Raw genomic sequence first — 21,098 nt, forward strand, 5'->3', positions numbered from 1 at the left:
GGTGGCCCCTCAGAGCGCCGGCACTTCGCGCAGCAACCACTGCACCAGCGCACCGCCGCCGTGTCCAGTGGGATCGGCCTGGTCACGCAGCCGATGGCCGGCCACCGACGGCAGCACCGCCTGCACATCCTCGGGAATCGCGTAATCACGGCCGGCAAGCAGTGCCCAGGCGCGTGCGGCGGCGAGCAACCCCAGGCTGCCGCGCGGCGACAGTCCGAGGGCGAACGCCGGCTGGCTACGGGTAGCCTCGACCAGGCGCAGCACGTAATCGACCAGTGCATCGCTGGCGCGAACCTCCAGCACCTCGCCCTGCAATGACAGCAGCTCCTTCGGATCGAGCATGGGCTCCAGGCGCGGCAGCAGGTCGCGGCGCGCCTCGCCCAACAGCAGCGCCTTCTCCGCCGCGCGCCCCGGATAGCCCAGCGACAGGCGCATGAGGAAGCGGTCCAGCTGGGACTCCGGCAGCGCAAAGGTGCCGCCCTGGGTCACCGGGTTCTGCGTGGCGATGACGAAGAAGGGCTCAGGCAGCGGGCGGGTCGCCCCCTCGATGGTCACCTGCCCCTCCTCCATTGCCTCCAGCAGCGCGCTCTGGCTCTTGGGCGTGGCACGGTTGATCTCGTCGGCCAGGACCAGCTCGGCGAAGATCGGGCCCGCGTGGAAGACGAACTGCCCGGTTTCCCGGTCGAATACCGAGGTCCCCAGCACATCGCCAGGCAACAGGTCGGAGGTGAACTGGATGCGCTGGAAACTCAAACCCAGGACACGCGCCAAGGCGTGGCTCAAGGTGGTCTTGCCCATGCCGGGCAGGTCTTCGATGAGCAGGTGGCCACGGGCCAACAGGCAGGTCAGCGCCAGCCGGACCTGAATCTCCTTGCCGAGCAGAACCTCGTCCACTGCCTTCAGGCAATTCTCCAGCTTGGCGCGCATCCCGACCTCTCGCTCTAGGAAAACTCCGATCCTACTGGCCCTGCGCCAGCCATCATAGGCCCGGACACATTTCGTCCGCATTCCTGTGAAGCAGTGCGCCCGTGAAGCAGCGCGTGCCTCCACTGACGCTAGCGCCCCAACAGCCGCTCTACCAGCCAACTGGCCGCTGGCCCGGTCGGGCGCTGCCGCGACCAGATCACGTCCACCGCCACCCGGCGAGGCCAGCCGGCGACCTTCAGCTCGTGCATACGCCCGCCTGCGAAACGTCCGACCATCCAGCTGGGCAATTCGATCCAGCCGAAGCCCAGTACCGCCATGTCCAGCAACAGCAGGTAGTTCGGTGCGCTCCAGCAGCGGCCGCCGAGTATCGGCGCGGCGTCGTCCAGGTAGGTGTTCAGGCGCAACGCCCGGTAGGCCAGCAGGTCCTCTCGCTCCACTCGCTCACGGCTGGCCAGAGGATGATTGCGGCTGACGAACAGGCCGAACTCGGCCTGTTCGCTAAGGGTCGCCGAGCCGATGTCCGGCGGGTACTCCCGCTGCGCCGCCAGCAGGCCCAGGCTGGCGCGGCCCTGGACGACCAGATCGAGCACATCGCCGTGTTCGGCAATCAGCCATTCGAATTCCAGGTCCGGGTAGCGCGCGTCGATCTCCGCCAGGCGCGCCTCGAACTGCGCCGAGGGGTAGGTATCGGACATGGCCAGGGTCACCCGCGACTCCAGTCCACCGACAAGCTGCTGGGCGAGTTGGCCGAGACGGTCGTTGGCCATCAGCACCTCCTCCACCCGGCTGAGCAACGCGTGGCCGGCCTCGGTCAGCTGGGGCTGGCGGGCGCTGCGGTCGAACAGGGTCAGGCCCAGGTCGATCTCCAGGCGGGCGATGGCTTCGCTGACGGTGGACTGGCTCTTGCCCAGCTTGCGCGCGGCGGCGCTGAAGGAACCAAGGCAGGCGGCCTCGGCGAAGGCTTGCAGGGATTCGGGGGAATATTGCATTGGCGATACCCTCTTCCATCGGTTTAACCGATGGTATCCAACTTATATCCAGCCGGTCGACCGATGATAATGGCGCCGGACCGACGGAGTCGGCCTGCAACTGTTATCTGGAGAATCCCATGAGCCCGAATAAAACCCTGAAAGAGCGGCTGTTCCACGCCGTGCTTTTCGAACTGCTGGCGGTCGCCATCTGCGCGCCGACCCTGGCCTGGCTGATGGATCAACCCCTGGGCCACATGGGCGCCATGACCCTGATGTTCTCGGCCATCGCTACCGCCTGGAACATGCTGTTCAACGCCGGCTTCGACCGTGCCCAGCAGCGCATGGGCTTCACCCGCACCCTTCCGGTGCGCGTGCTGCACGCCTCGCTGTTCGAACTGGGGCTGATCTTCCTGCTGGTGCCGCTGGCCGCCTGGTGGCTGTCGGTGAGCCTGCTGGAAGCCTTCATCCTGGATATCGGCCTGATCCTGTTCTTCCTGCCCTACGCCATCGTCTTCAACTGGGTGTATGACGTGGTACGCGAGCGCTGGGTAGGCCGGGCGCAGATGGCGCAGGCCAACGGCTGACCGCCCTGCAGGTACGCCCCATTCACGCTGCTGCAACTACCTCGGGCACGGATACCCCAATGCAGGGCGCATAACGCCTACGGCGTTATCCGCCATCGCGGCAGATAACCCGTTCCGGGTTATGCGCCCTACAAGAGCCGGTCCGCAGGTACGACACGTAGGATTGGCGGAGCGAAACGCAGCACCCGGAAACGAAAAAGCCCGCATCAAGCGGGCTTTTTCGTGTCTGGCGGCTTTTTCCGCGCAGAGAAAGGACTCAGGCCAGGCTGGCGACGATGTCGCGCAGGGCCTTGGCGGGATCGGCAGCCTGGCTGATCGGACGACCGATCACCAGATAATCGGAGCCGTTGTCCAGCGCCTGGCGCGGGGTGAGGATGCGGCGCTGGTCGTCCTGGGCGCTACCAGCCGGGCGGATGCCGGGCGTGACCAGTTGCAGCGCCGGATGCGCGGCCTTGAGTGCCGGCGCTTCCTGGGCCGAGCAGACCAGACCGTCCATGCCAGCCTTCTGCGCCAGGGCCGCCAGGCGCAGCACCTGCTCCTGAGGCTCGACGTCCAGGCCGATGCCGGCCAGGTCCTCGCGTTCCATGCTCGTCAGCACGGTCACGCCGATCAGCAGCGGCCTGGGGCCATTGAAGGCTTCGAGGGTCTCACGGCAGGCGCTCATCATGCGCAGGCCGCCGGAGCAGTGCACGTTGACCATCCACACGCCCATCTCGGCGGCGGCGCGTACGGCCATCGCGGTGGTGTTGGGGATGTCGTGGAATTTCAGGTCGAGGAAGACTTCGAAGCCGCGGCTGTTCAGCGTCTCGACGATACCGGCGGCGCAGCTGGTAAACAGCTCCTTGCCCACCTTCACCCGGCACAGCTTGGGATCGAGCTGGTCAGCCAGCGCCAGCGCGGCTTCGCGGGTGGGGAAATCCAGGGCGACGATGATCGGGGACTGGCAGGCGGACATGGGCTCTCTCGGAGGTTGCGAAAAAATCGGCGCGTATTGTCGCAGAAACGCGCCGACTTCCGTAGCCCGCCCGGCAGGAATGCTCCGAGCCTCAGAACCTGTTTACGATCTCGCACGCTGGCGCAGAACAAGGCGCAACGACCACCGGGAGTAACAGCCGCAGGCTGGCCCGAAGGGTGAGCGCCAGCGAATCAAACAGGCGAGGACGCGGAGGGTAAATGAGCAGTACTCGCTACGCTCGCCCCTGCGGGGCCGCACTGAAGTGCGTTAGCCGCAAGCGGCTTCCGAGCCTGTTTTTAACGCAGTTATGCCGACGCGCAGCAGATCGTTAACAAGTTCTCAGGCGCTCAGGCGATCACGCAGGCGCCCCAGCATACCCTGCAGGCTGCCGACCTTCTCCCGTTCGCGCTCCTCGCGCGGCACCTCGGCGATGCGCGCCACCTTCGGCTCGGGCTGCGCGCGCCACAACAGCGCCTGTTCGGCGGCGGCCTTCAGGCCCTTCTCGAACAGGCCGCGACGGATCGGCTTGGGCAGGTAGCGGAAGATCTGCGCCTGGTTGATCAGCGCCAGCAACTCCTGAGTATCGCGGAATGGCGTGACCACGATGCTGAGCAGGCGCGGATGGGCCTGGGCCAGGGACTTGAGCAGCGGCGCGGTGTCTTCGCCGGCAAGCTTCAGGTCGCTGACCAGGACGTCGATTGGCTCGCTGTTAAGGCGCAGGATCGCCTCGGCCAGGTTACGCGCGCGGTGCAGCCGGTGATTGCCGGCACTGCAGAAGTCGCCGACGCAGGCCAGGGTTTCCGGGTCGTCATCCAGCAGCAGCACATTGAGCGGAGCAGCCAACCGGCTGATCACCTGCGGATCGGCCACCGCCGGCACCTGGCGCTGCGCGATCTCGGCCGCCTGGCGCAGGGTGAAGGCCATTTCCTGCGGGTCCCAGGGTTTGGTCAGGTAGCGGAAGATGCCGCCGCTGTTGAGCGCATCCACCGCCGCATCCAGGTCGGAGTAGCCGGTGAGGAGAATGCGCAGGGTGTCAGGGGCTATCTCCCGCGCCTGCGCCAGCAGCTCGGCGCCGCTCATCTGCGGCATGCGCTGGTCGCTCACCAGGATGTCCACGCGCTCCTCGCGCAGGCGCTGCAGTGCCTTGTGCGGGTCGGTCTCGATCAGCACCTCGTAATGGCGGCGGAACTGCATCGCGAGGCTGCGCAGGATGCGCTCCTCGTCATCGACGAAGAGGATGCGGACAGGCTGCTGGCTCATGTTCAGGCGCTCCGTTTCAATTCGCGGGCCTGCCGCAGCGGCAGGCTGATGAGGAATCGCGTGCCGCGCCCCGGTTCGGACGCCACGCGGATGCGACCGCCATGGTCCTGGACGATCTTGTAGCTGATCGACAGGCCCAGGCCCGTGCCCTGCCCCACCGGTTTGGTGGTGAAGAAGGGATCGAAGATGCGCGCGCGCACCTCCTCGCTCATGCCCTTGCCGTTGTCCTGCACCGAGAGGTGTACGTGCGTATCGTCTGCCCAGGACTTCACCTGGATCAGGCCGAACCTCTCCATGGCCTGGGCAGCATTGGTCAGCAGGTTGAGCAGCACCTGGTTGATCTGGCTCGGCGCACAGGCGACCTTCGGCAGCTCGCCGAGCTGGGTCACCACCTCGGCCTTTTCCTTGATGCTGTTGCGGGCGATCAGCAGCGCGCTGCGCACGCAGTCGTTGAGGTCGACTTCCTCGCTGCGGGCACGGTCCAGGCGGGCGAAGTCCTTCAGCCCACCGACCAGCTCGCCGATCTGCGCGAGGCCGAAATCGGTGTCGCCGAACAGTTGGTCGAGATCGCCCACCAGTTGCTCCAGCGCCGCTTCGTCGCGGGCCTGCTCGCAGGCGCTGCGGGCGCGAGCCAATTGCTCGGGCCCGCAGGCGGGATTGTCCAGGCACTCGTTGAGCAGGGTCTGCGCTTCAGTCAGGCCAAGCAGCGGGATCAGTAATTCGCGCAGCAAGGCGATGTTGTTCTTCACGTAGCCCAGCGGGGTGTTCAGCTCGTGGGCGACGCCGGCGACCATCTGCCCGAGGGAGGCCATCTTCTCCGACTGCACCAGCTGCGCCTGGGATTCGCGCAGGTCGTGCAAGGCCTTGTGCAGCACACGGTTGCGCTGGGCGACACGCTGCTCCATGGCTTTCAGCAGATCCAGCACGGTGCCCAGTCCGAGGTAGCGTCCTTGCTCGTCCACCAGGACGAAGTCCTCGGTGATCGGGTAACTCAGCTGTGCGGTGACCTGTTGCGCCGACTCTTCCAGGCTGAGGTCGACGCGGACTTTCAGAGGCGCGGGGTTCATCACGTCGCGTGCCGGACGGCGCCCCCAGAGATCACGACCGAAGCGCTGCATGAAAATGTCCTGCAGGCCGTAGCGGCTGACGAGGCCTTGCGGCATGCCGTCGGCATCCACCACCGGCAACGACAGAAAGGCGCGGTGCTCGGCCACCAGGAAGCGGTCGGCCACGTCGCTGATGCTCAGCTCCGGGGCCAATGGCGCTACCTGGCGCAGCAATTCATGCAGGGCGCGGGTGGTCATCGGCGGGTCTCCGGTCGCTGGAATGGGCAGCAGTAGAGCAGCGGCAGATTGCCATCCTGTGACAGCCGTCGCGGCCAACCCAATTTTCATCGGGGCTTCATTGCCGTGTCACAAACCACCCGGCGCGGCATCTACTCTTCAGAGACCACCGCCTGCGCTGCCGGGCGGCGGCACGACAGGCTCCGCACAACGCAGGCACCGACGCCATGCCGACACTACTTGCCAGCCTGACACTGGCCCTGCTCATGGGCTTCGCCATCCAGCGCGGCGGCACCTGTCTGGTCGCAGCCCTCGACGAAGTGCTGCACAAGCGGCGCTGGACCCGCTTCGCCGCCTTGCTGGAGGCCACGCTCTGGGTCACGGCCGGGCTGGTGGCCCTGCGGGCCCTGGGTCTGTTGCCGCAGGTGCCGATGGGCATCCCCCTGCACTGGAGCGCGGTGGTCGGCGGCGTTCTCCTCGGCCTGGGCGCCGTAGTCAATGGCGGCTGCGTGCTGGGCACCCTCGCCCGGCTCGGCTCCGGACAATGGGCCTGGCTGGCCACACCTTTGGGTTTCCTCGGCGGTTGCCTGCTCCTGCGCAGTTGGGACGCTGGAGCCGCCAGCCTGCCCATGCCGCTATCGAGTTGGCTGCAGGATCTGCCCGCGACCCTGCCGGCACTGGTGCTGCTGCCACTGGCGCTACGCGCCGGCTGGCTCGTCCACGGCGCGCGCGGCCTGGGCAGCGCGCCATGGCCGGCACACCTGGCCACCCTGGTCATCGCGATGTGCTTTCTGGGGCTCTTCGTCACAGTCGGCCCGTGGAATTACACCGACCTGCTGAACGAGCTGGCGGACGGGCGCTTCATGCACCTGGGCATTCGCGGCCTGCTGTTGCCGACCCTGTTCGCTGGCGCCCTGCTCGGCGGTTGGCTTTCAGGGAGCTGGGGGCAGCGCTGGCCGCGTGGACTCGACATCGCGCGCTGCCTCGCTGGCGGACTGCTGATGGGAGCCGGCGCCAGGCTGGTACCGGGCGGCAACGACAGCCTGATCCTGTTCGGCATGCCATTGTTCTGGCCGAACGCCTGGCTGGCCTTCGCCTGCATGTGCCTGAGCATCCTGTTCGCTCTCCGGCTGTCGCAGTGGGTGAAATAAGCACCCGCCACCTGCGCGACCAGCCCTGCGCCTGACAACCCCACCCTGCCAGCGTATCGTTAAGGGCTACTACCACTGTCGGAGACAGGACCATGCCCTGGTATGCCTGGTTGATCATTGCCCTCGCGCTGGGCTCGATTGTCGGGGCGCTGATGATGCTGCGCGATACGGCGAAGAAGCTCCCGCTCACCGAGGAACAGCTGCGCCGCATCCATGAACGCAACGCGGAAATGGACGCCAAGGACGCCGACGACAAGCGTTGAAACCGCTGCAAATGACTGACTGATCAGCCAAAAGCTGACGTCAATATGGCAAGTGGCAGGGGAAATTGCCTAGACTGCGCCTCCTTCGATGGAGGAAAGAATGCCTAGGAAGCTCCTGCCGCTGCTGCCCGTCCTGTTGTTGCTCTGCGGATTCACGCTGGGTTATGTGCAGCCGATGGGGTTGCTGATCGGCGCCGTGTTCGTCGCCTGGACGCTCTACGGCGAGCCATACCTGCCACGCCTGCTCTGGTGGCTGGTGTGCCTGGTGGTCAGCGTTGCACTGGCCGCACACCTGTTGCCCGGCACCCTCTCCTGGACGCTATGGCCGGTACGCCAGCTCAGCCCCGATGCTCCCGTCTACGCCCTGCGACTGTCCTGGGACAAGGCCCTGGTCGGCATCACCCTGTTCGCCTGGTGGCTACGGCGCGAGCCGGTGCCGGCGGAGAAACGCTCGCCGGACTTCGCCGCCATCGCCATCGTCACCACCCTCTTCGCCGTACCGCTGGTGGCCGTGGCCGGTGGGTTGGTGGTGTGGAATCCGAAATGGCCACCGGGCTTCTGGCTGTGGATGCTGGTCAACGTCTGCGTGATCTCGCTGACCGAGGAAGCCTTCTTTCGCGGCCTGCTGCAAAGCGAACTGGTACGCCGCTTCGGCGCGCCCTTCGGAGTGATCGCGGCGAGCCTGCTGTTCGGTCTGGTGCACTGGCCGATCAACCCGCTGTTCGCGGTGGTCGCCGGCATCGCGGGACTGGGGTACGGCCTGGCCTTCCACTTCAGCGGCCGCCTGCTGGTGGCCGTGTTGCTGCATGCGGCGGTGAACAGCCTGCACCTGCTGTTGTTCAGTTATCCGTTGCGGATTATCTGATCGAATCGGCGCCGCCGGTGAGCTATCGCGGACGGAGTCCGCTCCTACCGAACCTGACACGTGGGTAGGAGCGGACTCCGTCCGCGATCGATTTCCCCCAACTCCGTAGCTCAGTCGCGCATCACCAGCAACAGCGCCTGCTCCGCCAGCTCATCCAGCGTCAGGCTGCCATCGGGGCGGAACCAGGTGATCGACCAGGACAGCGCCCCGGTGAGGAAGCGCCGCAGGATGAACGGATCGCCCTGGCTGTAGCCCGCTACTCGCGCTTCCTCCAGCACTTCCAGCCACATCTGCTCGTAGATGTCGCGCAGGCTGAGGATGTAGGCCTGGCCGTCCTCCGACAGCGAACGCCATTCGTAGACCAGCACCGCCATCGCCTCGCCGGTGCCGCCGGTGATCGACTGCAATTCGCAGCGGATCAGCGCCAGCAGCCGCTCGCGCAGCGTCGTGGCGTCGACCAGGGCGGCGCGCATCAGGGCGGTGTTGTAGAGGATGGTTTCCTCCATCACCGAGCGCAGGATTTCATCCTTGCTCTTGAAGTGATGGAAGATGCTGCCGGACTGGATACCCACCGCGCCGGCCAGGTCGCGCACCGTGGTGCGTTCGTAGCCCTTGCTGCGGAACAGGTGCGCGGCCGTCTGCAGCAGCTTGCCGCGGGCACTCTCCGGGTCGGTGATCTGCCCGGTCCCGATCAGCTCCAGCATCACTTCGCGGGCTTTACGGTCATCCACGCTGTTCTCTCCCCATTGGTCCCATCTGGCAGCTCTGCTTTCGGCGATTCATCGAAACGCCGCGCAAGTACTTGTGTTGTCTGACGAAATGTAATCCCGCGAGCCTCAACCAAGCAAGCGCTTGGCCATCCAATGGTTGGGGTTGTCATGCAATCGACTCTTTTCAACCAAGCGCTTGCTTGGTAATGTCGATCCATCACTCAGCGTCACGGGCAGAACAATGACTAGAACCGTACGTATCGGCTGCGCCTCCGCCTTCTGGGGCGACACCTCCACCGCGGCAGCCCAGTTGGTGCGCGGCGCGGAAATGGATTACCTGGTGTTCGACTACCTGGCCGAAATCACCATGTCGATCATGGCCGGCGCCCGCCTGAAGAATCCCGAGGCAGGCTACGCCACCGATTTCGTCGAAGTGATGACCCCCCTGCTGGGCGACATCGCGGCGAAACAGGTGCGCGTGATCAGCAACGCCGGCGGGGTGAATCCCACCGCCTGCGCCAGCGCCCTGGCTGCCGCCTGCGAGAAAGCCGGCGTGGCGCTGAAGATCGCCGTCGTTCACGGCGACAACCTGCAACCGCGCCTGGGCGAACTGGCCAAGGCCGGCATTCGCGAGATGTTCTCAGGCGCGCCGATGCCGCCGATGTGCGTCTCGGTCAACGCCTACCTCGGCGCCCCCGGCATTGTCGAAGCGCTGAAGGCAGGCGCCGATATCGTCATCACCGGTCGCGTGGTGGACAGCGCGGTGGTCAGCGCCGCCCTGGTGCATGAATTCGGCTGGGCCTGGAACGACTACGACAAGCTGGCCCAGGCCGCCCTGGCCGGGCACATCATCGAATGCGGCGCACAGTGCACCGGCGGCAACTTCACCGACTGGGAAAGCGTGCCGGACTATGAGCACATCGGCTTCCCCGTCGTCGAAGTGCAGGCCAGCGGCGACTTCGTGGTGACCAAGCCGCAAGGCACCGGCGGGCTGGTGACGCCGCTGTCGGTGGGCGAGCAGATGCTCTACGAGATCGGCGACCCGCGCGCCTACCTGCTGCCCGACGTGGTCTGCGACTTCACTCAGGTCGTGCTCGCCCAGGTGGGTGACAACCGCGTGGCTGTATGCGGTGCGCGCGGCCTGCCGCCCACTGGCCAGTACAAGGTCAGCGCCACCTACCCGGACGGTTTCCGCTGCACCGCCAGCTGCCTGATCGCCGGCATCGACGCCGTCCGGAAAGCTGAACGGGTCAGCCAGGCGATCATCGCCAAGACCGAGGAAATCCTCATGGAGCGCGGCTGGGGTCCGTACCGTGAGGTGAGCGTCGAACTGCTCGGCAGCGAGGCCACTTATGGCCCGCATGGACGGCGCGGCGACAGCCGCGAGATCGTGGTGAAGCTCGCCGTTCGCCACAGCCGCAAGGAGGCCCTGGTGCTGTTCTCCCGCGAGATCGCCCAGGCCGCGACCGGCATGGCACCGGGCCTGACCGGCATCGTTGGCGGTCGCCCGACCGTGTACCCGCTGATCCGCCTGTTCTCCTTCCTGATCGACAAGGCCGCCTGCGAGCTGGCCGTGGAGCTCGACGGTGAGCGCCAGCCGCTTGCCCTGCCGAAGATTGACGTCTTCGACCCGGCCGCGCTGGCCGACGACATTCCCGCCCCAGCCGCCAAAGGCCCGGCCCAGGCCAGCGTGCCGCTGGTGAAGCTGGCCGTGGCGCGCTCCGGCGACAAGGGCAACCACAGCAATATCGGCGTCATGGCGCGCCGGCCCGAATACCTGCCGTGGATCGCCGAGGCGCTGAGTGAAGGCGCCGTGGCCGAATGGATGCAGCACGTGCTCGACCCGCAGCTTGGCCGCGTCAGCCGCTGGCACCTGCCGGGCAGCCACAGCCTGAACTTCCTGCTGGAGAACGCCCTGGGCGGCGGCGGTGTCGCCAGCCTGCGCATCGACCCGCAGGGCAAGGCCTTTGCCCAGCAGTTGCTGGAGTTCCCGGTGGCGGTGCCGCAGCACATCGCCGATGAACTGAGCGCCCACATCCTGTAGGACCGACGGGGGCGCCTAGCCCTTGCTCGCGAACGCCAGCCCCGCAGCGGAGCCTGTTCGCGAGCAAGCTCGCTCCTACGAAGAGCCCGTACAAAGAACGATTGAGCAGGACGAAAACAACAATGAGCTACGACTCGATCTTCAAACCTGGCCTGTTCGACGGCCAGACCATCATCGTCACCGGCGGCGGCAGCGGCATCGGCCGCTGCACCGCCCATGAGCTGGCGGCCCTCGGCGCCCACGTGGTGCTGGTCGGGCGCAAGGCGGAGAAGCTGGAGAAGACCGCCGGCGAAATCATCGAGGACGGCGGCAGCGCCAGCTGGCACAGCTGCGATATCCGTGACGAGGAAGCGGTGAAGGCGCTGGTGGCGCAGGTCATCGCCGAGCGCGGGCCGATCCATCACCTGGTCAACAACGCCGGCGGCCAGTATCCCGCGCCGTTGGCCTCGATCAACCTGAAGGGTTTCGAGGCCGTGGTGCGCACCAACCTGGTGGGCGGCTTCCTGATGGCTCGCGAGGTGTTCAACCAGAGCCTGAGCAAGACCGGCGGCAGCATCGTCAACATGCTCGCCGACATGTGGGGCGGCATGCCCGGCATGGGCCATTCCGGCGCCGCCCGTGCCGGCATGGAGAACTTCACCAAGACCGCCGCCATCGAGTGGGGCCACGCCGGGGTGCGGGTCAACGCCGTGGCGCCGGGCTGGGTCGCATCCAGCGGCATGGACACCTACGAAGGTGCGTTCAAGGCGGTAATCCCGACCCTGCGCGAGCACGTGCCGCTCAAGCGCATCGGCACCGAGTCGGAAGTCTCCGCCGCCATCGTCTTCCTGCTCTCCCCCGGCGCAGCCTTCATCAGCGGCAACACTATCCGCATCGACGGCGCCGCCAGCCAGGGCAGCCGCGCCTTCCCGCTGGTGAAGGGCAAGCCGGGGCAGAGCCGTTCCTACAACGGCTTCCACCGTGCCTACCTGCCCGACGTATTGAAGGATCAGGAGTAAGCGATGCCCGTCATCCAATCCGAACTCGATCCCCAGGGCGAAGACTTCGCCCGCAACCGCGAGGCCATGCTGGCCGCCGTAGCGAGCTTCCGCGAGGTCGAACAGAAGGTGCTGGACAAGGCCGCCGAGGCCAAGCCCAAGTTCGACAAGCGCGGCCAGCTACTGCCGCGCGAGCGCCTGAACCTGCTGCTGGACGCCGGCGCGCCGTTCCTCGAGATATCCTCGCTGGCCGGCTACAAGCTGCATGACGACAAGGACGGCACCCAGGCCGGTGGCGGCATCATCTCCGGCATTGGCTACATCGCCGGGGTGCGCTGCCTGGTCACCGCCAGCAACAGCGCGATCAAGGGCGGCACCATCTCCCCCACCGGGCTGAAGAAGACCCTGCGCCTGCAGCAGATCGCCTTCGAGAACAAGCTGCCGGTGGTGGCGCTGACCGAGAGCGGCGGCGCCAACCTGAACTACGCGGCGGACATCTTCGTCGAGGGCGCGCGCGGCTTCGCCAACCAGGCGCGCATGTCGGCGGCGGGCATTCCGCAGGTCACCGTGGTGCACGGCTCGTCCACCGCCGGCGGCGCCTACCAGCCAGGCCTGTCGGACTACGTGGTGGTGGTACGCGGCAAGGCCAAGATGTTCCTCGCCGGCCCGCCGCTGCTGAAAGCCGCCACTGGCGAAATCGCCACCGACGAGGAGTTGGGCGGCGCCGAACTGCACGCCCAGGTCGCCGGCACCGCCGAATACCTGGCGGAGAACGACGCCGACGGCGTGCGCCTCGCCCGCGAAATTCTTGCCTCGCTGCCCTGGAATGCGCAGCTGCCGGCTCGCGTGAAACTGGCATGGGACGAGCCTCTGTACTCTGCGCAGGAACTGCTCGGCGTGGTCCCGGCGGACGCGAAGAAGCCCTATGACGTGCGCGAGATCGTTGCGCGCATCGCCGACGGCTCGCGCTTCCTCGACTTCAAGAACGAGTTCGACAGCCAGACCGTCTGCGGCCACCTGCACATCGAAGGCCACGCCTGCGGCCTGATCGGCAACAACGGCCCGATCACTCCGCAGGGCGCGGCCAAGGCGGCGCAATTCATCCAGCTGTGCGAGCAGAGCAACACGCCGATCCTGTTCCTGCACAACACCACCGGTTTCATGGTCGGCACCGAGTCCGAGCGCCTGGGCGTGATCAAGCACGGCTCGAAGATGATCCAGGCGGTGGCCAACGCCACGGTGCCCAAGCTCACGCTGGTCGTCGGCGGCTCCTACGGTGCCGGCAACTACGCCATGTGTGGCCGCGGGCTGGACCCGCGCTTCATCTTCGCCTGGCCCAACAGCCGCACCGCCGTGATGGGCGGCGCCCAGGCCGGCAAGGTGCTGCGCATCGTCACCGAGGAGAAGCACGCCAAGGAGGGCAAAGAGCCCGACCCGAAGATGCTCGACATGCTCGAACAGATGACCGCGCAGAAGCTCGACGCCCAGTCCACCGCGCTCTACGGCACAGCGAGCCTGTGGGACGACGGGCTGATCGACCCGCGCGACACCCGCGCGCTGCTCGGCTACCTGCTGGACATCTGCGCGGAGGCGGCCGTACGGCCGCTGAAGAACAACAGTTTCGGCGTCGCACGATTTTGACCGTAGGGCGCATGACGCCCCCGGCGTCATCCGCCAAGCCGGCGGATAAAGCGTTCCGCTTTATTCGCCCTACCTGAATTGAAAGATCCCACGGAGAACAAGAAATGATCTTCACCCAGGAACACGAAGAACTCCGCCGCACTGTCCTCAACTTCGTCGAGCGCGAGATCAATCCCTACGTCGACGAGTGGGAAAAGGCCGGTCGCTTCCCGATCCATGAAGTCTTCAAGAAGGCCGGCGACCTGGGTCTGCTGGGCATCTCCAAGCCGGAGAAGTTCGGCGGCATGGGCCTGGACTACAGCTACTCGGTGGTCGCCGCCGAAGAGTTCGGCACCATCCATTGCGGCGGCGTGCCGATGGCCCTGGGCGTGCAGACCGACATGTGCACCCCGGCCCTGGCGCGCTTCGGCTCCGATGAGCTGCGCGAGGAATTCCTCCGCCCGGCCATCGCCGGCGAAATGGTCGGCTGCATCGGTGTCTCGGAAGTGGGTGCCGGTTCCGACGTCGCAGGGCTGAAGACCACCGCGCGCAAGGATGGCGACGACTACGTCATCAACGGCAGCAAGATGTGGATCACCAACTCGCCCTCCGCCGACTTCATCTGCCTGCTGGCCAACACCTCCGACGACAAGCCCCACGTCAACAAGTCGCTGATCATGGTGCCGATGAAGTCCAAGGGCATCAGCGTCAGCCCGCACCTGGACAAGCTCGGCATGCGCAGTTCGGAGACCGCCCAGGTGTTCTTCGACGACGTACGCGTCCCGCAGCGCAACCGCATCGGCGCCGAGGGCGCGGGCTTCATGATGCAGATGCTGCAGTTCCAGGAAGAGCGCCTGTTCGGCGCCGCCAGCGGGATCAAGGGCCTGGAGTACTGCGTCAACGCCACCATCGACTACTGCAAGGAGCGCAAGACCTTCGGCCAGGCGCTGATCGACAACCAGGTCATCCACTTCCGCATGGCCGAACTGATGACCGAGATCGAGTGCCTGCGCGCCCTCACCTACCAGGCCACCGAGCAGTACATCCGCGGCAAGGACGTGACCCGCCTGGCCTCCATGGCCAAGCTCAAGGTCGGCCGCCTCGCCCGCGAGGTCACCGACGCCTGCCTGCAGTACTGGGGCGGCCAGGGCTTCATGTGGGAAAACCCGGTCTCCCGCGCCTACCGCGATACCCGCCTGGTCTCCATTGGCGGCGGCGCGGACGAAATCATGCTGGGGATCATCTGCAAGATGATGGGCACCCTGCCGGGCAAGAAGAAGGGCTGAGAGCCTTTGCTTGGCCCTTGTAGGACCGAGGGGGGCGCCTAGCCCTTGCTCGCGAACGGAGTTTAGCTTGGCACCGAGGTGTCATGCGGTTCGCGAGCAAGCTCGCTCCTACGAAGAGCCCGCCGATACCGAATTGACGAGGACCCCGGCATGAACGAATTGCCGAACTGCGAAACCCTGCTGCTGGAACGTGACGGTGGCGTGCTGCACGTCACCCTGAACCGCCCGGACAGCCGCAACGCCATGAGCCTGGCCATGGTCGGCGAACTGCGCGCGGTGCTCGCCGCCGTGCGCGACGACCGCGGCGTGCGCGCCATCGTCCTGCGCGGTGCTGGCGGGCACTTTTGCGCTGGCGGCGACATCAAGGACATGGCCGGCGCCCGCGCCGCCGGTCCCGATGCCTACGCCGCGCTGAACCGCGCCTTCGGCGGCCTGCTCGAGGAAGCCCAGGCGCAGCCGCAAGTGCTGGTCGCCGTGCTGGAAGGCGCGGTGCTCGGCGGCGGCTTCGGCCTCGCCTGCGTCTCGGACATCGCCCTGTCGGCGGTGGATGCGCAGTTCGGCCTGCCGGAAACCAGCCTAGGCATCCTGCCGGCGCAGATCGCACCCTTCGTGGTGAAGCGCATCGGCCTGACCCAGGCGCGCCGCCTGGCCCTCACCGCCGCCCGCTTCGATGGCCGCGAGGCACTGCGCCTGGGCCTGGTACATGCCTGCGCGGACAGCGCCGAGAGCCTCGGCGAGCAACTGGCCCAGAGCCTCGACCAGGTCCGCCGCTGCGCCCCCGGCGCCAACGCCGCCACCAAGGCGCTGCTGCTGGCCACCGAGACCGAGGCACTCGGCCCGCTGCTGGACGATGCCGCCCACCAGTTCGCCGCCGCGGTGACGGGAGCGGAAGGCGCCGAGGGCACCATGGCCTTCGTGCAGAAACGTAAACCGAACTGGGCGCAGTGAGGCTGATTATTGGATCCCCGCGTTCGCGGGGATGACGGGGAGAAACACCGCCGCTCCCCCATACGTCATTCCCGCGAACGCGGGAACCCAGAAACACCCCAGACGCAGCCAGACAAGCAGGAGCACCCAGATGCCCGCCTTCGACAAGATCCTCATCGCCAACCGTGGCGAGATCGCCTGCCGGGTGATCCGCACCGCCCACGACCTGGGCTACCGCACCGTGGCCGTGTACAGCGAGGCCGACGCCAACGCCCGCCATGTGCAGCTGGCCGACGAAGCCGTGTGCATCGGCCCGGCACCGGTGGGCCAGTCCTACCTGAAACCGGAAGCGATACTCGATGCTGCGAAGCGCACCGGCGCCGGCGCGGTCCACCCCGGCTACGGCTTCCTCTCGGAGAACGCCGACTTCGCCCGCGCCTGCGAAGCCGTTGGCATCGTATTCATCGGCCCCGGGGTTGAAGCCATCCACCTGATGGGCAGCAAGCGCCTGTCAAAGATCGCCATGCTCGAAGCCGGCGTGCCCTGCATCCCTGGTTACGAAGGCGCGGAGCAGGACGACGCCACGCTCACCCGCGAAGCGCAGCGCATCGGCTACCCGCTGATGATCAAGGCCAGCGCCGGCGGTGGCGGGCGCGGCATGCGCCTGGTGACCCGCAGCGAAGACCTCGCCGAGCAACTGCGCACCGCGCGCTCGGAAGCGCAGAACGCCTTCGGCAGTGGCGAGCTGATCCTGGAGAAAGCCGTGGTGCAGCCGCGTCACGTGGAAATCCAGGTGTTCGGCGACAGCCACGGCAACATCGTCTACCTCGGCGAGCGCGATTGCTCGGTGCAGCGCCGCCACCAGAAGGTCATCGAGGAAGCGCCCTGCCCGGTGCTCACCGAGGAACTGCGCGCTGCCATGGGCGCGGCCGCGGTGAAGGCCGCCGCGTCGGTGAACTACCAGGGCGCCGGCACCGTGGAGTTTCTGCTGGACGCCAGTGGCGCCTTCTACTTCCTGGAAATGAACACCCGCCTGCAGGTGGAGCACCCGGTCACCGAGCTGGTCACCGGCCAGGACCTGGTGGCCTGGCAGATCCGCGTCGCCGAAGGCCATCCGCTGCCGCTGACCCAGGAGCAGATCCAGCTCAAGGGCCACGCCATCGAAGTGCGCCTGTACGCCGAAGACGCCGGCCACGGCTTCCTCCCGCAGACCGGCCAGGTGCTGCGCTGGACACCGCCGCAGCTGGATGGCATCCGCATCGACCATGGCCTGCGCGAAGGCCAGCCGGTGACGCCGTTCTACGACCCGATGCTGGCCAAGGTCATCGCCTACGGCGCCACCCGCGACGAGGCCCGGCGCAAGCTGGTGCGCGCGGTGGAGGACTGCGTCCTGCTGGGCGTGACCGGCAACCAGCGCTTCCTCGCCAACCTGCTCAAGCACCCGGAATTCGCCGCCGGCAAGGCCACCACCGCGCTCATCGGCGAGCAGTTCGCCGGCGACCCGAGCCTGGCCCCGCACCAGCCGCAGGCGCTGGAACTGGCCTGCGCCGCCGCCCTGCTCTACCAGGCCTCGGCCGAGACCCGCGCGCACCAACCCGGCCTATCCGGCTGGCGCAACGCGGGCAGCGCGCCGTGGCGTTTCGCGCTCAAGCATGGCGAGGAGAAATTCGTCGTCGAACTGGAGGTCCGCGAGCACGGCACCCAGCCGACGCTGCTGGCGCGCATCGGTGAAACGGAGATGAATCTGCGTCTGCTCGGCGAGGAGAACGGCGACGCGATCCTCGAAGCCGACGGTGTGCGCCGTCGCCTGCCCTTCCACCGCGATGGCACGCGCCTGTGGCTGTACGGCGCAGACGGTAACCTGGAGCTGCTGGACGTCACCCACGAGCCGGCCGGCGCCGCCGCTGGCGCGGGCTCCGGCACGGTGAAGGCGCCGATGGATGGCGCCATCGTCGACGTACTGGTGGCCGAAGGCGCGCGGGTCAGCAAGGGCCAGCTGCTGCTGGTGCTGGAAGCGATGAAGATGGAGCACCCGCTCAAGGCCGGCGTCGACGGCGTTATCCGCCGCGTGCAGGTGATCAAGGGCGAGCAGGTGAAATCCCGGCAGTTGCTGGTGGAGGTCGCGGCCGAAGACGCCTGAACCGCCCGTAGGATGGGTAGAGCGCAGCGAAACCCATGCTGTCGGTGCGCGGAAATGATGGGTTTCGCTCTGCTCTACCCATCCTACCCAGCCCCAAAAAATTGCGCCCGAACAAGACAACAAGAACACGGAGCCCCAACCATGTCCCTTTCCATTAACAACCTGGCCGGCAAAACCCTCTTCGTCACCGGCGCCAGCCGTGGCATCGGCCGCGAGATCGCCCTGCGCGCCGCGCGCGACGGCGCCAACATCGTCATCGCCGCCAAGAGCGCCGAGCCCCATCCGAAGCTCGAAGGCACCATCTTCAGCGTCGCCGCGGAAGTCGAGGCGGCGGGCGGCAAGGCGCTGGCCCTGCAACTGGACGTGCGCGACGAGAATGCCGTGCGCGAAGCCATGGCTCGCGCGGCCGAGCATTTCGGCGGCATCGACGCCGTGGTGAACAATGCCGGCGCCATCAAGCTGGTCGGCGTGGAACGCCTGGAGCCCAAGCGCTTCGACCTGATGTACCAGATCAACACCCGCGCCGTGATGGTCTGCAGCCAGGCCGCGCTGCCCTACCTGAAGCAGAGCCAGGGCCACATCCTCAGCCTGTCGCCGCCGCTGAACATCGCCAACAAATGGTTCGCCCAGCACGGCCCTTACACCGTCACCAAGTACGGCATGAGCATGCTCACCCTGGGGATGCACGAGGAGTTCAAGCGCTACGGCATCAGCGTCAACTCACTGTGGCCGCAGACCATGATCGCCACCGCCGCCATCGAGTTCGAACTGGGCAGCCGCGACGCCTTCAAGCGCGCGCGTACCCCGGCGATCATGGCCGATGCGGCCTACGCGATCCTCTCCAGCACTGGCCGCAGCATCAGCGGTCGCCTGCTGATCGACGAGGAGATCCTCCGCGAGCAGGGCCAGACCGACTTCGACCAGTACCGCTACGATCCAGCCGGCGGCAGCCTGGTGCCCGACCTGTTCCTCGACTGAATCCATGACCTCGCACCCCGTAGGATGGGTGGAGCCTGCGATACCCATCGATTGCGCCATGGGTATCGTTCCGCTGCACCCATCCTACGGACGGCGCCCACTGCGTTTACCAATCGACACAATCCCTGCCTGGCCGTCCGGCCATCCCCTCCTAGACTGCGATGATCGCCCGCCGGCGTGTTTGCCGATCTGCCCTGCGCCGCGCGCGCAAGGGCCATAGCCGGTAGCCAGGCAGCGGCCTAGAGTCGCGCAGCAACGTCTGCACGCCACGGACAACAATGACAACAAGGGCACGCGTCAATGACCCACGCCGATCTGATCACCCCGACCCGCTTCCTGGCCCACCTGCCGGCCACCCTCGGCCGCGTGCCGCGCATGCTGCGCGGGCTGTACTACACCGGCATCCGCAACCGCGAGAAGAACCTTTCGCTAGGCTGGGCGCTGGAGCGCGCAGCGCGCCTCTATCCGGACAGCCCGGCGCTGATCGACGAACGCCGGCGCCTCTCCTACGCCCTCTTCAACGGCTGGGCCAACCGCCTGGCGCGGGCCTTCCAGTCTGAGGGCGTGGGCCACGCCAGCGTGGTCGCGGTGATGCTGGAGAACCGCGCCGAGCTGATGGTGGTTCTCGCTGCGCTGGCCAAGCTCGGCGCCATCGGTGCTCTGGTCAACACGACCCAGCGCGGCCAGGTGCTCAGCCATAGCCTGAATCTGGTAAAGCCCAGCCACTTCGTGGTCGGCGAGGAGCTGCGGGAAGCGTTCGAGGATGTCCGTCCGGTGCTGGAGAACAGCGGCGGCCGCTGCTACTGGGTGGCCGATGGCGACACCCTGAGCGAGCCCAGCCAGCCCCCGGTAGGCTGGCACAACCTGATGCGCCTGGCCCAGGAGCAGAGCTCGACCAACCTAGCGGAAACCGCCCAGGTACGCCTCAAGGATGCCTGCTTCTACATCTACACCTCCGGCACCACCGGCCTGCCCAAGGCGTCGATCATGAGCCACGGCAAGTGGATCAAGGCCTATGGCGGTTTCGGCCATTCCGGACTTGGCCTGACCACCAGCGACGTGCTCTACCTGACCCTGCCCTGTTACCACAACAACGCCGTCACCGTGTGCTGGAGCGCGGCGCTGGCCGGCGGCGCGGCCATCGCCCTGCGCCGCCGGTTCTCCGCCAGCGCCTTCTGGAAGGACGTGAAGACTTACCAGGCAACCTGCTTCGGCTATATCGGCGAGCTTTGCCGCTACCTGCTCAACCAGCCGGAATGTGCGGAGGAACGCGGCAACAGCCTGACCTGCATGATCGGCAACGGCCTGCGTCCATCGATCTGGAACGAGTTCAAGGCGCGCTTCGGCATCGAGCGGATTACCGAGTTCTACGCCTCCAGCGAAGGCAACATCGGCTTCACCAATGTCTTCAACTTCGACAACACCGTGGGCTTCTCGCCCGCCGCCTACGCCATCGTCCGTTATGACCTGGAGAACGACCAGCCGGTGCGTGGCGCCAAGGGCTTCATGGAGAAGGTCGACAAGGGCGAGGCGGGCCTGCTGATCAGCGAGATCAGCGACAAATGGCCGTTCGACGGCTACACCGACCCGTCCAAGAGCGAGGCGGCGATCTTCCGTGACGTGTTCAAGAAGGGTGACGCCTGGTTCAACACCGGCGACCTGATGCGCGATATCGGCTTCAAGCACACCCAGTTTGTCGACCGCCTGGGCGACACCTTCCGCTGGAAGGGCGAAAACGTCTCGACCACCGAGGTGGAAAACGCCCTGGGCGCCTTCCCGGTTGTGGAAGATGCCGTGGTTTACGGGGTGGAGATTCCCGGCACCAACGGCCGCTGCGGGATGGCCGCGCTGCGCCTGCGCGATGGCGCCAGCCTGGATGGCACGCAGTTGGCCGAACACCTGGACCGCGAACTGCCGGCCTACGCCGTTCCGCTGTTCCTGCGTCTGTTGCAGCAGGTCGAGACCACCGGGACCTTCAAGTACAAGAAGACCGACCTCAAGCGCAGCGCCTATGACCCGGAGCAGGTGAACGAAACCCTGTTCGTACGCCTGCCCGGCGAGACGAGCTACCGGGAAATGGACGGCGGACTGTTCGAGGCGATCCGGCGCGGCGAGCACCGGTTCTGACATTCGCACCGTAGGGCGTACAAGCGTTCG

18 protein-coding genes are annotated in these 21,098 nt (G+C 66.7%); 12 read left to right on the forward strand and 6 right to left on the reverse strand.

What is annotated here, in order from left to right; translation table 11 throughout:
• Positions 1-9: 9 nt before the first annotated feature.
• Together GA645_RS18835 and GA645_RS18840 are read right to left on the reverse strand one after the other, a co-directional pair.
• On the reverse strand, positions 10-927 hold the full coding sequence (locus GA645_RS18835) for a MoxR family ATPase (RefSeq protein WP_152224499.1): 918 nt from the start codon (positions 925-927) through the stop codon (positions 10-12).
• A gap of 128 nt (positions 928-1,055) precedes the next feature.
• On the reverse strand, positions 1,056-1,916 hold the full coding sequence (locus GA645_RS18840; protein WP_152224500.1) for a LysR family transcriptional regulator: 861 nt from the start codon (positions 1,914-1,916) through the stop codon (positions 1,056-1,058).
• A gap of 119 nt (positions 1,917-2,035) precedes the next feature.
• Between GA645_RS18840 and GA645_RS18845 the strand changes: the two genes are divergently transcribed.
• On the forward strand, positions 2,036-2,482 hold the full coding sequence (locus GA645_RS18845; RefSeq protein ID WP_152224501.1) for a multidrug/biocide efflux PACE transporter: 447 nt from the start codon (positions 2,036-2,038) through the stop codon (positions 2,480-2,482).
• A gap of 256 nt (positions 2,483-2,738) precedes the next feature.
• Here the strand turns inward: GA645_RS18845 and pyrF are convergent, their stop codons facing one another.
• From pyrF to GA645_RS18860, 3 genes are all read right to left on the reverse strand, one after another.
• Positions 2,739-3,437: an orotidine-5'-phosphate decarboxylase gene (gene pyrF / locus GA645_RS18850; RefSeq protein ID WP_152224502.1), complete on the reverse strand. Its 699-nt coding sequence runs from the start codon at positions 3,435-3,437 to the stop codon at positions 2,739-2,741.
• Between the two features lie 339 nt (positions 3,438-3,776).
• Complete coding sequence (locus GA645_RS18855; protein WP_152224503.1) at positions 3,777-4,697, reverse strand: response regulator; 921 nt, start codon at positions 4,695-4,697, stop codon at positions 3,777-3,779.
• A gap of 2 nt (positions 4,698-4,699) precedes the next feature.
• A complete protein-coding gene (locus GA645_RS18860) occupies positions 4,700-6,001 on the reverse strand; it encodes a sensor histidine kinase (RefSeq protein ID WP_152224504.1) in 1,302 nt (433 codons plus the stop codon).
• Positions 6,002-6,207: 206 nt separating this feature from the next.
• On the opposite strand from GA645_RS18860, the gene GA645_RS18865 reads away from it, so the two are divergent.
• From GA645_RS18865 to GA645_RS18875, 3 genes are all read left to right on the forward strand, one after another.
• The gene (locus GA645_RS18865; RefSeq protein WP_152224505.1) at positions 6,208-7,131 is read left to right on the forward strand and encodes a YeeE/YedE thiosulfate transporter family protein; all 924 of its coding nucleotides are present in this window, start codon (positions 6,208-6,210) and stop codon (positions 7,129-7,131) included.
• 92 nt (positions 7,132-7,223) lie between these two features.
• Complete coding sequence (locus GA645_RS18870) at positions 7,224-7,394, forward strand: DUF2897 family protein (protein WP_152224506.1); 171 nt, start codon at positions 7,224-7,226, stop codon at positions 7,392-7,394.
• Positions 7,395-7,494: 100 nt separating this feature from the next.
• Positions 7,495-8,259 carry a CPBP family intramembrane glutamic endopeptidase gene (locus tag GA645_RS18875; RefSeq protein ID WP_152224507.1) on the forward strand — a complete coding sequence of 255 codons (765 nt, stop codon included), beginning with the start codon at positions 7,495-7,497 and terminating at the stop codon, positions 8,257-8,259.
• A gap of 110 nt (positions 8,260-8,369) precedes the next feature.
• Here GA645_RS18875 and GA645_RS18880 read toward each other — a convergent pair whose 3' ends face one another.
• Positions 8,370-8,990 carry a TetR/AcrR family transcriptional regulator gene (locus GA645_RS18880; protein WP_218572333.1) on the reverse strand — a complete coding sequence of 207 codons (621 nt, stop codon included), beginning with the start codon at positions 8,988-8,990 and terminating at the stop codon, positions 8,370-8,372.
• A gap of 220 nt (positions 8,991-9,210) precedes the next feature.
• Here GA645_RS18880 and GA645_RS18885 point away from each other — a divergent pair, with 220 nt between their 5' ends.
• The 8 genes from GA645_RS18885 to GA645_RS18920 all read left to right on the forward strand — a co-directional run bounded on the left by GA645_RS18885 (position 9,211) and on the right by GA645_RS18920 (position 21,068).
• On the forward strand, positions 9,211-11,013 hold the full coding sequence (locus GA645_RS18885) for an acyclic terpene utilization AtuA family protein (protein ID WP_152224508.1): 1,803 nt from the start codon (positions 9,211-9,213) through the stop codon (positions 11,011-11,013).
• 122 nt (positions 11,014-11,135) lie between these two features.
• On the forward strand, positions 11,136-12,011 hold the full coding sequence (locus GA645_RS18890; RefSeq protein WP_151187715.1) for an SDR family oxidoreductase: 876 nt from the start codon (positions 11,136-11,138) through the stop codon (positions 12,009-12,011).
• A gap of 3 nt (positions 12,012-12,014) precedes the next feature.
• The gene (atuC, locus tag GA645_RS18895) at positions 12,015-13,631 is read left to right on the forward strand and encodes a geranyl-CoA carboxylase subunit beta (protein WP_152224509.1); all 1,617 of its coding nucleotides are present in this window, start codon (positions 12,015-12,017) and stop codon (positions 13,629-13,631) included.
• A gap of 104 nt (positions 13,632-13,735) precedes the next feature.
• Positions 13,736-14,896, forward strand: a complete 1,161-nt coding sequence (gene atuD, locus GA645_RS18900; protein ID WP_152224510.1) for a citronellyl-CoA dehydrogenase — start codon at positions 13,736-13,738, stop codon at positions 14,894-14,896.
• Positions 14,897-15,046: 150 nt separating this feature from the next.
• Positions 15,047-15,844: an isohexenylglutaconyl-CoA hydratase gene (atuE, locus tag GA645_RS18905; RefSeq protein ID WP_152224511.1), complete on the forward strand. Its 798-nt coding sequence runs from the start codon at positions 15,047-15,049 to the stop codon at positions 15,842-15,844.
• A gap of 130 nt (positions 15,845-15,974) precedes the next feature.
• Complete coding sequence (gene atuF / locus GA645_RS18910; RefSeq protein WP_152224512.1) at positions 15,975-17,963, forward strand: geranyl-CoA carboxylase subunit apha; 1,989 nt, start codon at positions 15,975-15,977, stop codon at positions 17,961-17,963.
• A 141-nt stretch (positions 17,964-18,104) separates the two neighbouring features.
• Entirely contained in the window at positions 18,105-18,941 is an 837-nt protein-coding gene (locus GA645_RS18915; protein WP_152224513.1) for an NAD(P)-dependent oxidoreductase, read from the forward strand.
• Between the two features lie 300 nt (positions 18,942-19,241).
• Positions 19,242-21,068 carry a long-chain-acyl-CoA synthetase gene (locus GA645_RS18920; protein WP_152224514.1) on the forward strand — a complete coding sequence of 609 codons (1,827 nt, stop codon included), beginning with the start codon at positions 19,242-19,244 and terminating at the stop codon, positions 21,066-21,068.
• Positions 21,069-21,098: the final 30 nt, after the last annotated feature.

Source organism: Pseudomonas sp. SCB32 (genome assembly GCF_009189165.1).
Lineage (GTDB): Bacteria > Pseudomonadota > Gammaproteobacteria > Pseudomonadales > Pseudomonadaceae > Pseudomonas.